12 protein-coding genes and 1 riboswitch are annotated in these 12,864 nt (G+C 69.9%); of the genes, 7 read left to right on the top strand and 5 right to left on the bottom strand.

All coding sequences use genetic code 11. The annotated features are described in order from the left end of the window. Nucleotides 1-98 precede the first annotated feature (98 nt). Complete coding sequence (locus ACH442_RS42155) at nt 99-1,718, bottom strand: rhamnogalacturonan lyase B N-terminal domain-containing protein (RefSeq protein WP_396343765.1); 1,620 nt, start codon at nt 1,716-1,718, stop codon at nt 99-101. Between the two features lie 226 nt (nt 1,719-1,944). Here ACH442_RS42155 and ACH442_RS42150 point away from each other — a divergent pair, with 226 nt between their 5' ends. From ACH442_RS42150 to ACH442_RS42135, 4 genes are read left to right on the top strand one after another with little or no spacing between them, the layout of a single operon-like run. Then, a complete protein-coding gene (locus tag ACH442_RS42150; RefSeq protein ID WP_396343764.1) occupies nt 1,945-2,352 on the top strand; it encodes a molybdopterin-binding protein in 408 nt (135 codons plus the stop codon). Beyond that, entirely contained in the window at nt 2,349-3,110 is a 762-nt protein-coding gene (modA, locus tag ACH442_RS42145; protein WP_396343763.1) for a molybdate ABC transporter substrate-binding protein, read from the top strand. The genes ACH442_RS42150 and modA overlap by 4 nt, the downstream gene beginning before the upstream one ends. Nucleotides 3,111-3,123: 13 nt before the next feature. Further along, nucleotides 3,124-3,912 carry an ABC transporter permease gene (locus ACH442_RS42140; protein WP_396343762.1) on the top strand — a complete coding sequence of 263 codons (789 nt, stop codon included), beginning with the start codon at nt 3,124-3,126 and terminating at the stop codon, nt 3,910-3,912. Continuing rightward, complete coding sequence (locus ACH442_RS42135) at nt 3,909-4,961, top strand: ABC transporter ATP-binding protein (protein ID WP_396343761.1); 1,053 nt, start codon at nt 3,909-3,911, stop codon at nt 4,959-4,961. Before ACH442_RS42140 ends, ACH442_RS42135 begins: the two co-directional genes overlap by 4 nt. Nucleotides 4,962-5,136: 175 nt before the next feature. Here the strand turns inward: ACH442_RS42135 and ACH442_RS42130 are convergent, their stop codons facing one another. From ACH442_RS42130 to ACH442_RS42115, 4 genes are all read right to left on the bottom strand, one after another. Further along, a complete protein-coding gene (locus ACH442_RS42130; protein ID WP_396343760.1) occupies nt 5,137-6,222 on the bottom strand; it encodes a hypothetical protein in 1,086 nt (361 codons plus the stop codon). A gap of 119 nt (nt 6,223-6,341) precedes the next feature. Continuing rightward, a complete protein-coding gene (locus ACH442_RS42125) occupies nt 6,342-7,538 on the bottom strand; it encodes a serine/threonine-protein kinase (RefSeq protein WP_396343759.1) in 1,197 nt (398 codons plus the stop codon). A gap of 246 nt (nt 7,539-7,784) precedes the next feature. Next, nucleotides 7,785-8,438, bottom strand: coding sequence for a heme oxygenase (biliverdin-producing) (locus ACH442_RS42120; RefSeq protein ID WP_396343758.1), 654 nt, complete (start codon nt 8,436-8,438; stop codon nt 7,785-7,787). A 456-nt stretch (nt 8,439-8,894) separates the two neighbouring features. Then, a complete protein-coding gene (locus ACH442_RS42115) occupies nt 8,895-9,665 on the bottom strand; it encodes a S1 family peptidase (RefSeq protein WP_396343757.1) in 771 nt (256 codons plus the stop codon). Nucleotides 9,666-9,894: 229 nt separating this feature from the next. Here ACH442_RS42115 and ACH442_RS42110 point away from each other — a divergent pair, with 229 nt between their 5' ends. The 3 genes from ACH442_RS42110 to ACH442_RS42100 all read left to right on the top strand — a co-directional run bounded on the left by ACH442_RS42110 (nt 9,895) and on the right by ACH442_RS42100 (nt 12,490). Then, complete coding sequence (locus ACH442_RS42110) at nt 9,895-10,647, top strand: sugar isomerase domain-containing protein (protein ID WP_396343756.1); 753 nt, start codon at nt 9,895-9,897, stop codon at nt 10,645-10,647. A gap of 70 nt (nt 10,648-10,717) precedes the next feature. Next, nucleotides 10,718-11,896, top strand: coding sequence for a glycoside hydrolase family 16 protein (locus ACH442_RS42105; protein ID WP_396343755.1), 1,179 nt, complete (start codon nt 10,718-10,720; stop codon nt 11,894-11,896). A 162-nt stretch (nt 11,897-12,058) separates the two neighbouring features. Beyond that, the gene (locus ACH442_RS42100) at nt 12,059-12,490 is read left to right on the top strand and encodes a hypothetical protein (protein ID WP_396343754.1); all 432 of its coding nucleotides are present in this window, start codon (nt 12,059-12,061) and stop codon (nt 12,488-12,490) included. 68 nt (nt 12,491-12,558) lie between these two features. Next, a riboswitch (cobalamin riboswitch) is annotated at nt 12,559-12,776 on the top strand. Nucleotides 12,777-12,864: the final 88 nt, after the last annotated feature.

The raw sequence follows: 12,864 nt of genomic DNA, 5'->3' as shown, positions 1-12,864 counted from the left end.
GTCGGCACTCATGGCTGGTCTCGAAGATCAGGAACAGCCATGAGTGCCACCTGCGGCCGCGGGGATCGCGCGGCCACGGCCGGTACCGGCGATGGGGCCTAGGCGGGGTCGAGAGCGAGCGCGTCGAAGATGAAGTTGGGGCTGAGGAACGTCGTGCCGCTGCTGCCACTGATCGTGGAGATCGACAGCGTGTTCGTGCCGGTCTTCAGCGCGCTCGCCGGGATGGTGAACGTGTAGGTGGTGTTGATGCCCCGCCACGTGCCCCGGGTGATGTTGCGCGAGTCGAGGTTCGTCGGCGCGGGGGAGGCCGAGGACGGCGACGAGTAGCTGCCGACGGTGACCGCGGGACGGCCGCCGGCGAAGCTCGACGTGGTGCCGATGCGCAGCTTGACGCCGTTGGACGGCACCGAGGAGAGGCTGAAGTTCAGCGCCATCGGCGAGTTGACCGACTTGAACTCGGCCATCGGGAACTTCGCGGCGTCGGTCGCGCTGTAGCTGCTCGCCGTCCACGACGACATCCGGGTGTCGGACGGGTGCTGAGTCTCGATCTTGTCGGCGTTGAGGAAGCCGGCCGGGGTGCCGTCGAACTTGCCGAGCTGGAAGAGCGTGCCGGCCGCCGGGACGCTGCCGGTCATCGCGAGCGACGTGGTCGCGCCGGCGGTCACGGTGATCGACTTGGTGGCGCCGACGGCGAGCTCACCGGCGTAGAGCGTGGCGGTGTACGTGCCCGGCTTGACGTGCCCGATCACGAACTGACCGGATTTGACCTGTCCCCAATACTGCCCGTTGGCGCCGGCCAGCCCGACGGTCGCGGACAGGCCGTTCCAGCTGCCGCTCGCCGTGCCGCTGACGCCACCGCGCTGCGCGTTGGAGAGCAGACCGGGGATGTAGGAGCTGAGGAAGTCCATGCTGTGCAGGGTCGGTGACGTGCCGTCGGTCAGGGCCAGCGCGTACGGCCCGTGCAGCCCCAGCCGCAGCGCCTCGGTCTGCTGGTGGCCGCTGAACATGTAGTGCGTGATGTTGACGGCGGTCCCGGTGTCGTTGACCTCGATGTCCCGGAAGAACGGGCCGCCCGAGGTCATGTCGTTGTTACCCGGGATCAGGTACGCTCCGTGACCGTTTCCGCTCGCCCCGAACGGCTGCTGCGTGATCAGCCGCTGGGAGCTGAAGAACTTCGACGCGGTCTGCCCGTCGGCGAACGCGAACACGTCCGAACCCTCGACCGTCGACGACGTGCCGGCGGTCCGCGCGGCCACCGGGGACGTGGTCAGCAGCGAACTCTTCAGCCGGGTGATGAACCGCGCCTCGCCCGGGTTCAGCGCCTTGGTGATGTTCGTGGCCATGTAGATCGTGTTGTCGTTCTTGCGCGCGAAGTAGTACTGCGTCACGCCGATCGACGAGTTGGTCGCGCTGACCAGGATCGAGCTGCCGCTGTTGAATGTCTGGCCGGTGACCGTGGCCGACGACCAGCCGGACTCGAACTGCCCGGCCGCCTGACCGGAAGCGGTCAGCTCGGTGCCGTTGTGCGTCAGCGACGTCATGTTGCCGTTCGTGGAGTTGACCACGAACGTCACGCCGGTGCCGGTGTCGAACGTGATGTTGGACGCGGCACTGGCCCAGGGCTGGCCGCCGAGCAGGCCGATGCCGGCCAGCACGGCGACCGAGGCGAGGCCGCCGGCGAGAGCCTTGCGACGTTTCCGAGTGGGGGTGGGGGTCATGCGTGGTGGTGTTCCGCCGGCGCCGGAAGGTTGCCCGCCGCGGCGATCTTTTTCCGGGCCACCGCCGCGGTGCCGGCCCGCACCATGCCGGGTTCACCGGGCCCGGGCGGCCGCCGAAGCGGACGGGAGCGTGCGGCAGTTGCGGGCATGATGGGTCAGCTGGAGCCGAGGATGCGGGCGAGAAACGCTATACCGACTGGCAACTGCGAATGAGTAGGGTGAGGCCATGACGGTATTCCAGATCGGCGAGGCGGCCGAGTTGCTCGGGGTCAGCCCGGACACGGTGCGCCGCTGGGTCGATGCCGGCCGGCTCGCCGCATCCCGGGACGAGCAGGGGCATCGGGTGATCGACGGAGTGGACCTGGCCGGTTTCGTCCGGGCTCAGGCCGCCGACCCGGACGATCGCTCGGATTCCTCGTCGGCCCGCAACCGCCTGCGCGGGATCGTGACCGCCGTGGTCAAGGACACCGTCATGGCTCAGGTCGACATCCAGGCCGGTCCGTTCCGGGTGGTGTCGCTGATGAGCCGGGAGGCCGTCGACGAGTTGGACCTGCGGGTCGGCTCGGTGGCGGTGGCGGTGATCAAGTCGACCACCGTCGTGGTGGAAAGATCCACTTTGGGGAGGACCGGTTGAGGCTCAAATTCGCGGCGGTCGCGCTCGTTCTGAGCCTGGCCGGCTGTGGTGGGACTTCCGACACCCCGGCCGCGAGCAACAGTTCGGGGGGCGTGACCGGCCCGGTCGACGTCTTCGCGGCGGCGTCGCTGACCGAGTCGTTCACCACGCTCGGCAAGCACTTCGAGGCCGCGCACCCGGGCGCCACGGTGAAGTTCAACTTCGCCGGCAGCTCCGCGCTGGCCACCCAGATCAATCAGGGCGCGCCGGCCGACGTGTTCGCCTCGGCCGCGCCGAAGAACATGCAAGCGGTCACCGATGCGGTGGCGCCGACCACGTTCGTGAGGAATCAGCTGGTGATCGCGGTGGCGAAGGGCAACCCGAAGCAGATCGCCGGGCTGTCCGACCTGACCGGGCCCGGCCTCAAGGTGGCACTCTGCGCCGAGGCGGTGCCGTGCGGCGCGGCGGCCACGACCGCGCTGGACGCATCCGGGGTCAAGCTCACCCCGGTCACGCTGGAGCAGGACGTGAAGGCGGCACTCTCCAAGGTCAAACTCGGTGAGGTGGACGCGGCCCTGGTCTACCGCACCGACGCGAAGGCGTCCGCGGCCGATGTGGACGCGATCGAGTTCCCGGAGTCGGCGAGGGCGACCAACGAGTACCCGATCGCGGTGCTGAAGGAGGCGACGAATGCGGCCGGTGCGCAGGCCTTCGTCGACTACGTGCTCTCCGCCGACGGCATCAAGGTCCTGACCGACGCCGGTTTCCAGGCCCCGTGATGAAAGAAGCACCGTGACCAGAGGACGGGTTCCGGTGGCGCTGCTGGTGCCCGCGATCGGTGGACTGATCTTCCTGGTCCTGCCGCTCGCGGGCCTGCTGTGGCGTACCCCGTGGGCCGGCCTCCCCCAGCGGCTGACCGAGCCGCAGGTGATCGAGGCCCTCAAGCTGTCCCTGCTCACGGCGAGCCTGGCCACCGTGCTGTGCCTGGTCCTCGGCGTGCCGCTGGCCTGGATGCTGGCCCGGGTCGAGTTCCCCGGCCGGCGTCTGGTCCGGGCGCTGATCACCGTCCCGCTGGTGCTGCCGCCGGTCGTGGGCGGCATCGCGCTGCTGCTCGCCCTGGGGCGGCGTGGGCTGCTCGGCAGCTGGCTGGAGTCGACGTTCGGGGTGAGCTTGGCGTTCACCACGGCCGGGGTGGTGGTCGCCGAGGCGTTCGTGGCGCTGCCGTTCCTGGTGATCTCCGTCGAGGGGGCGTTGCGCGGCGCCGACACGCGTTTCGAGGAGGCGGCCGCGACGCTCGGCGCCAGCCGCTGGACGACGTTCACGCACGTGACGTTGCCTCTGGTGGCTCCCGGGATCGCGGCCGGCGGGGTGCTTTGCTGGGCGCGGGCGCTGGGCGAGTTCGGGGCGACGATCACGTTCGCCGGGAACTATCCGGGGATCACACAGACCATGCCGCTCGCGGTCTACCAGACGATGGAGAGCGGCGACCTGGACGGAGCGGTGGTGCTGAGCCTGATCCTGCTGGCCGTCTCGGTGACGATTCTGGCCGCCCTCCGCGACCGCTGGCTGACCGCCCCATGACCGTTTCTGATCCTCTTCTCGATGCGCGGCTCGTCGTTCGGCGCGGCGAGTTCCGGCTCGACATCGAGCTGGCCATCGCCCGCGGCGAGACGGTCGCTCTGCTCGGCCCGAACGGCGCCGGCAAGACCACCGCCCTGCGCGCGCTCGCCGGGCTGACCCCGCTCACCGACGGGTTCCTGCGGGTCGACGGACGTGACCTCGCGAACACCCCGCCCGAGCACCGCCGGGTCGGCGTCGTCTTCCAGGACTATCTGCTGTTCCCGCACCTCAGCGCGCGCGACAACGTGGCGTTCGGCCCGCGTCGGCAGGGTGTCGACCGCAAGGCCGCGCACGCGACCGCCGACCGCTGGCTGGAACGTGTCGGGCTGACCGATGTCGCCCGTCGCAAACCGCGGCACCTCTCCGGTGGGCAGGCGCAGCGGGTGGCGCTGGCCCGGGCGCTCGCCGTCGACCCGGTGCTGTTGCTGCTGGACGAGCCGCTGGCCGCGCTGGACGCGCGCACCCGGCTGGAGACCCGCGCCGAGCTGCACCGTCACCTCTCCGCTCATCCGGGCGCGACGCTGCTGGTCACGCACGATCCGCTGGACGCACTGGTGCTCGCCGACCGCCTCGTCGTGATCGAGGGTGGTCGCGTGGTCCAGGAGGGTGACGCCGCGACGATCACCGCCCGGCCCCGTACGGACTACGTCGCCCAACTCGTCGGCCTCAACCTGTTCCGGGGGCGGGGGGACGGTCACGCCGTACACCTGGAAAGCGGTTTTGTCCTGACCGCGACCGACAGCGTGCACGGGGACGCGTTCGTCGCCTTTCCTCCGGCGGCGGTCGCGTTGCACCCGGCCCGTCCGGACGGCAGCCCGCGCAACACCTGGCCGGCCGTGCTCACCGACATCCAGCGGCACGGCGACAACCTGCGGGTGCGGCTCGACGGCCCGATCGTGGTGGCCGCGGACATCACCCCGGCCGCGGCGGCCCATCTCGACCTGGTCCCGGGCCGCGAGTTGTGGGCCGCGGTCAAAGCCACCGAGACCCGGGCGTATCCGGCGGGCTGACGCTATGACCGATCCGGCATGAAAGAATTCATAGACTCCGATGTTCTGCTGCGTGCCTCGCCCCGACGAGCTGATCAGTCGAGGAACCCGGCGGCGGCTTCCCGCCCGGCGGTCCGCCGCCCACGGCATCACCGTCCCCCAGCGCATCCTGACACCCCGGGAAGCCGGCGGACCCTCACGAGGTGAAGGTGAAGTACTTCCAGGCGCCGTACGTCGTGTAGTTGAGGCTGTCGCCGGAGGTCCCGGGAAGATAGGCGGTGCGGACGCGATACCGGACGCCGGTCTTGTTCGTGCCGGTCAGAGTGTAGATCGACTTGCCGGCCTTACTGAGCGGGAACAGCCCGCTCCGCCACGACTTCCACTTGCCGCCGGAGTAATACTCGAACGTCAGCTTCTGCTTGCGCCCGGCATTCCAGGTCATCGAGGTGGTGAAGACCGGGTGCACCGACTTGCGCACGTACTGGTAGGGCGTCGAGCCGATCTTCGCGGTCTTGTAGCTCTTCGTGATCGCCGTGGACGCCAAGACCTTGACACGAATGGCCGTCGACGCCGTCCGAGGCGCATACCGAGTGTCGCCGGCGAACTTCACGGTGACCGTGGTGTTGCGGCTCAGCTTCACATTCGTGCCGAAGATGCCGTACTCGTTCACCGTGCCGGCCGCGGCCAGGCGGGCCGGCTGGTCGGCGCCGACCGGATCCGTCCAGATCTCCACCCGCCGGTTGCTGAACGTCTTGCCGAGGGCGCCAGAGAAGCCCACCTGGTCACCGGCGGTGTAGATCACGCCGGACGGGCGCACCGAGAGCGTGGTGGAGGCGAACGGCAGAACGATGCTGACCTGCGCGGACACGCTGGGATAGCGGGGGGTGGCCCGGGTCGTCCCGGTGTAGGTGGCCACGCCCCCGACGAACGTCGACCCGTCCGTCATGTCGAAAGTACCGTCCGGCCGGGTCTCCAGGGGTGGCATGGCCACCCCGGTCGGGGACTCGGCGTCGGTCCGGACGAAGTCGACCCAGACGCTGTCCGGCGCACCGGTGACCGCGCCGCTGATGACCGGCCACCGGCCCCCGTCCTCCGATGGCACCGCGGTCATGGTGAAGGTGGGCGCAGCCGTGCTTGCCTCGGTGCTCGCGCTGGGCTCAGCAACAGCGCCGGCCTCTACGGCGGGTACGTCGTCGGCGGACGCGGTGCCGGCCGCCGTGACGGCGAGGGCCCCCGCGCCGGCGAGAAGAGCGGCGGCGAGCGCGATTCTGGTCGAGCGCATAGCGGTTCCCGTCACCTGGCGGAGATCAAGTACGCGGCAGTGTAGTCACCGATCTCCGTTCCGGCCAAGGCCGGAACGGGTCCGCATCGTCGCTGCGCGGAGGAGAGGGGAGGGGTCGTTCAGGAGAAGAGTTGAAGGACGGATGCGCCGCCGCAGACCAGGACCAGCAGGCCAGCCGCAACGAGACCGAGAATGATCAGAGGCTGGCCGGATCTGGCGCGCCAGGCGTCGAGCCGGCCAGGGTGAGCCGGCTGCTGACCCGGCGGCCTGGTCACCGGCCGCGCCGCCCCGGCGAACCGCGGATCCGACCCGGTCGTCGTCGCCCGCGCTGCCCCGGTGAGCCCGCTGGGCCGTGCCGCGCCGGCGAAGCGGGAGGACTCACCGGGCGCCCGCGCGACGCCTGCGGCAGGCCGGCTGGAGGCGACCTTCGCTCCGGGTAGGTGCGCGCCGGGCAGGCCGGCCGGCCGGACCGGAAGGTGGCTGAGCAGCCGGGTCGGCGTGGTCCCGTCGGTGCTGCGCAGGTGGCGGCACATGTCGATGATGTCGTCGGGAGACGGCCGGTCGGCCGGGTGGTTCGCGACGCACGCGCGGATCACCGCGGCGAGCGCCGGGTCGACGCCGTCGACGTCGATCTGTTCGCGCATCAGCCGCAGGTAGATGGCCTGGAAGGATCCGTGCCCGTACGGCCGTCGCCCGGTCGCCGCGTACGCCATCGTCGCGCCGAGCGCGAACACGTCGGTCGCCGGGGTGAGGTCGTCGCCGTCCACCATTTCCGGCGCGATGTACCCGGGCGTGCCCATCGACACCCCGGTGAGCGTGAACCCGCTCGCCCCGGCCGAGCGGGCGAGACCGAAATCGATCAGCTGTGGCCCGGTGGCGGAGAGGATCACGTTCTGCGGTTTGAGGTCGCGGTGACAGATCCCGTGCCGATGGATGTCGGCCAGCCCTTCGGCGATCGCGGCCATCACCTCGGCGCACCGGCTCGGGAGCATCGGCCCGTCCGCCTTGACCGCCGAGGACAGGGTCGGCCCGGGGATGTACTCGGTCGCCATCCAGAACGGCGCCGCGTTCAGCTCGTAGTCGATCAGCGCGGCCGTGTACGCGCTGCGCACCGTCCCGACCGTCGCGACCTCGCGCCGGAACCGGGCCACCGCCTCCGGGTGCTCCAGGTAATCCGGGCTGATCACCTTCACCGCGGCGGGGCGTCCACCGGGCGACCGTCCGAGGTAGACGGTTCCCATTCCACCGGCGCCGAGGGTGGCTTCGATCTCGTACCGGCCGACCCGGAGTGGTTCGCCGGGTAGAAGTGGCCGCATAGGTGCGCCATCCCTTCGGCCGTTGATCAGCAAGAGGCACGCACATGGTCGCAGATGAATGGAAAACCTTCCGCACCGGACGACAGTCGCCTTCCGGACGATTGGCCGTTCACCCCATTTGCGGCGCGATACGTCTTAGCTTCCCGTCACCGCCTCCGCGAGGTCGAACGGCCGGTATGTCCACATGCTCCCGCGAGGCCGGCGCATCAAGCCGGCGTGGACGGTCGCCGGCCGGCGACGATCGCGTCATGCCGCGGCGACGAGATCTTCCGGGTACGCCGTGCCCAGCTCCTGGAACACCGCCGCGTTCAGCGTGAACGCCAGCTGTGACTCGGCGACCAGCGTGTCCCGTTCGCTGTCGGGCAGGTCGAGCGCGTCCAGCCGGGCGCGGTAGACCGTTTTGTACGCCTTCGGGTCGCTGATCTGCTCGAATCGGTAGAAAGCGGTCCCCCGCGCGCCCAGTCCGTAGGTTGCGGCGACCTTGCGGCCGACGAGCTGCCCGCCGGACAGGTCGCCCAGGTAGCGCACGTAGTGGTGGGCCACGAAGTGGGCCGGTGAGGTGTAGCAGAACTCGCGCAGCCGCTCGGCGTACCGCCGGGTGGCCTCGGTCGGCTCGGCGTGCTCCGCCCAGTCCGGGCCGTAGAGGCAGGCCAGGTCGGATTCGAGGGCGGCGACGCGGGACAGGGCCGGGTCGGCGAAGTCGCCGGCGACCGGGTCGTCCCGCATGGCGAGCGCGGCGGTTTCCAACTCGCGGTAAACGATCAGGTACTGCGCGGTGAGTGCGGCGAACCCGGCGGCCGGGACCGTCCCGCTCATCAGCCGGGCGATGAAGCTCCGGGTCTCGGCGTCGCGATGCTCGGACATGGTGGCCTTGCGGAGACGGGCGGCGAATCCGGTCATCTGGTCGGCTCGTCCTTCCTGGTGGCGATGGGGAGGAAGCACGATGAGCGCATACCTGATCATGCGGCGGGGGCGGGGACGGTGTCCAGGGCGACGCCGGCGCGGAGTCAGAACGAGCAGAAGTACAGCGCCGGAGCACCACGTACGACCATGGTGCTCCTTACGATGGGTGCGGGCCGGCCGGGAATCGTTGCGGAATTCCCGGCCGGTTCCTCGTCCGGGAAGAGCCCGTGGCCTCGGGCGAGCGCCCGGGTGACGGACCGACCGCGGCGCTCGGCCTGCGACACCAGGGGCTGGGGCTGAGGACGGCCCGGGACCGGGCGAGGGCCGGCGCGGCGGTGGGCGTGGTCCTGCACGATCCGGGGCTGGCCGCGGCGTACGCGAATCGGGTCTTGATCCTCGCCGGACGGCCTGAATCCGGGCCAGGACGCCACGTCCCGGCCCGGATCGCCGACCTCAGCCGCCCAGGGAGGAAGCGGCTGTGGCGATGGCCGAGGAGAAGTAGCTGACCTGGGTGTAGACGCCCGGCTTGTTCGGGCGGGCGCACCCGTCACCCCAGCTGACGATGCCGACCTGGACCCACGCGTTGGCGGCGTCGCGGCGGAACATCGGGCCACCCGAGTCGCCCTGGCAGGTGTCCGTGCCACCGGCGGCGTATCCGGCGCAGATCTCGTTGCTGGCGATGATCTCGCCGTTGTACATCGACGCGGAGTTGCACGTGGTGTCGCTGACGAACGGAACCGTGGCCTTCAGCAGGTAGCGCTGCTGTGATCCGCCCTCGCTGGCCGCGCCCCAGCCGGCGATCGTGAACGTGCCGGTGTCGTAGGCGGTGGTCGACGCGGTCGGCAGCGTGGCCAGGCCGGTGGCCGGGCTGGCGAGCCGGATCAACGCCCAGTCCTTGCCGTTGCCGTTGTAGCCGGGCGCCCGGTACACGTAGTTCGACTTCCGGGTGATCTTGCTGGTGGAGTTCAGGTCGACCACGCCGAGGGTGGCCGTGATCGAGGTGTTCGTGCCGGTGGCGCCGACACAGTGAGCCGCGGTGAGTACCAGGTTCGGGCTGTAGAGCGCGCCGCCGCAGCCCATCGACAACCGCACCATGAACGGGAATTCGCCCTGCGTGGCCCGGGTGCCGCCGACCACGCTGGTGTCGGCCTGCGCCGCTCCGGGGACGGCCAGTGCGGTGACCAGTGCGGCGAATGTGGCCAGAAGGGTTCGCCATCTGCGCATCTTCGGTTCTCCTCGTCGCGGGGGACGCGCCCGGTGGGGCGTTGAGACGAGGGTGCCATGAGCATCGAAAGATGTGGATATCCCAAACCGCTCATACCGCCGGCCCGAGCCGCGGCGATCGACGAACGGGAATTTCTTATTGACTTGGTGTCGTCACGGTCGTAATTTTCATCAACAACAGATGACGGTGAAAACGATGATCGCAGGTTCGGGCCGCGAAAGGACAACCGTGAGCGTCACCAGCGAGGACTTCCTGCAGCACATCCGCGCCGTCATCGAGGTCGTCGGCACGGGCCAGGCGGCCGAGAAGCGCAAGGCCGCCGAGCTGCTGGCCACGACCGTGCGCAACGGGGGCGTGATCCAGGCCTTCGGCTGCGGCCACTCCGAGGCGCTCGCCATGGAGATCGCCGGTCGCGCCGGGGGCCTGGTTCCGGCGAATCGGATCGCGTTGCGTGACGTCGTCCTCTACGGCGGTGACCCGCTCGACGTGCTGGCCGACCCGATGGTGGAGCGCGACCCGGCAATCGCCCACCGGCTCTACGAGCTGGCCCCGGTCAAGCCGGACGACGCGTTCGTGATCGCCTCGAACTCCGGGATCAACGGCGCTGTCGTCGAGATGGCGCTGCTGGTCAAGGAGCGTGGGCACGCGCTGATCGCGATCACGTCGGCGCAGCACTCGGCCGGCGTGGAGTCCCGGCACCCGGGCGGGCGCAAACTCGGCGAGATCGCGGACGTGGTGCTGGACAACGGTGCGCCCTACGGTGACGCGGCCCTGGCGCTGCCGGGCGGTGGTGCGGTCGGCGCGGTCTCGTCGATCACCGCGGCGCTGCTGGCCCAGCAGATCGTCACCGAGGTGGTCGCGCAGTTGCTCGCGGACGGGATCACGCCGCCGGTCTACCACTCCGACAACGTTCCCGGTGGCAAGGAACACAATGCCGAGCTGGAGGCTCGGTACGCCGGCCGGATCCGGCGCATCGCCTGATCGGCACCTGAAGCGTCTCCCGGGCTCTCCGGGAAGACCGCAGTAACCCCCGTATGGGAGGAGTGCACCCATGTTCATCGATAGGCGTCGATTCACTGGTATCGCCGTGGCCGTGCTGGCCGCCTCGGGCATCGTCGCCCTCAGCTCCGGCACCCCCGCCTCCGCCGCCGACTGCGGTTACCTCTTCGACGACTTCCACTACAACACCTCCGCGGACACTGCCCTGACCGCGAACGGCTGGACGCCACGCAGCTACCAGGGCGGGCCGGGCGTCGCCGGAGCGAACTGGTCACCGGCGAACGTCACGTTCCCGACCGCCAACGGGGACAAGGTCGCGCAGCTCACCGCGTACACCGACGGCACCGCGGCCGGAACCGGGCACGCCGAGCTCTACTCGACACAGAAGCGGTACCTCGAAGGCACCTACGCCAGCCGGATCAAGTTCACCGACACCCCGGCGTCCGGCCCGGACGGCGACCACATCAACGAGACGTTCTTCACGATCAGCCCGCTCAACTCCGACCTCGACCCGACCTACAGCGAACTGGACATCTCCGAATACCTGCCGAACGGAGGCTGGGGCGAAACCGGGCCGATCAACTATCAGACGACCTGGTACACGTACCAGAACGAGCCCTGGTACGCCGACAACCTGCACTCCTCGCAACGCTCCAGCCTCGACGGATGGCACGACCTGGTCGCGCAGGTCGCCGACGGGCACGTCGTCTACTGGATCGACGGGGTGCAGGTCGGGGACCACGGCGGAAAATACTTCCCACGCCAGACGATGACGATCAACTGGAACCTGTGGTTCATCGACCTGGCGGCACATGCGGGCGGGAAGAGCACGTACGTCCAGCAGGTCGACTGGGTGCTCTTCGCCAAGAACCAGGTGCTGTCGCCGGCCCAGGCGACCTCACAGGCGGCCGGGTACCGCACCGGCGGGACCGCGTTCCTGGACACCGTCGCGTCGAGCGGCACGTGCTCCAACCCGTCGACCCCGCCGTCCTCGCCGCCGTCGTCCCCGCCCACCTCGCAACCACCGGCGACCGGGTGCTCGGACGCGCCGGAATGGGCGTTCGGCAACGTCTACCTGGGTGGGGCGCTGGCCAAGCACGAGAAGAGCAAGTACGGCGACCCGTCCGGGCCGGCCTCGGGGCAGGGCAAGCACCTGTGGAAGGCGCGGTACTGGACACAGGGCTCCGAACCGGGCTGGACCGAGCAGTGGCAGGACCTCGGCCCCTGCTGAGGCATCACTCATAGCGGCGGGGCGCCTCTACCGGGGCCCCGCCGTTCCGGTCTGCCGGCCACCCACGCTGTTCCGCGACGCGGGCGGCCGCTTCTGTCGTACCCCCGTGGTCCGATCGCCCCCGTCGATCTCTGGTGAGGAGTGTGCAGTGGGTGCTTCGGGGTGGGACTACCGCGTCCTCATCAGGCCGATCTCGACGCGGGGCTGCGGGAGGCCCATCGGCGGGAGCTGGCCCACGACAGTGCTTACTGGTGGAAGCAGATCCGGGACGGGAGTGCCGAGCCGATCCCGGATCGGCCGCCCACCATCGGTGAGCTGTTCGAGTCGGAGTACATGCAGGAGACCGGAACGCACTCGATCCTCGACATGGACGAGGTGCTGCCGCCGGGCTCGGCGTTCCGTTTCGGCGGGGTGCTGCCGCTCACCGAGGCCGAGGCGATCGAGGAGACCGGGGTGGCCACGTTGACCGTCGAGCACATCCCGATGCTGGCGCGAGTGCTCCCCGAGCAGCGTTGGGGCGGGCGGTGCGCGGTGCTGCACGATGATGCCGGTAATCCGTCCGAGATCTACTTCTGGGGCGTTTCGGGGGACTGACGCGTGTTGTCCTGATGACCTTGTGCGACACACCATGTGGCGTTGCGGAGCGAGAGCCGCACCCATATATAGTGGCCAACGCGGCTGGTTCGGCGGGCTTCGCAAGGGGTGCGCCGAGGTAAGAGGGAATCCGGTGTGATACCGGGACTGCCCCGCAGCGGTGAGTGGGAACGACCGCCGTCACACGGCACTGGGCCGCGAGGCCTGGGAAGCGACGGTCAGTAGGAAGCCTCGCGAGAGGCTACGCCCGCGAGTCCGAAGACCTGCCAGCGCGCCGCACGCAACCGTGTGCGGCGGTCGAAGGCCGCGTGGGACGGCCGACGCCCTGACTGCCCCGGTGCGCGTGCGCCCGGGGTAAGAGTGGTGTCTTCCTG

The sequence above is a fragment of the Actinoplanes sp. NPDC020271 genome (genome assembly GCF_044388125.1).
Classification (GTDB): domain Bacteria; phylum Actinomycetota; class Actinomycetes; order Mycobacteriales; family Micromonosporaceae; genus Actinoplanes.
The sequence above is the reverse complement of the archived record's forward strand: the minus strand, read 5'-3'. Positions and strand labels throughout refer to the sequence as shown.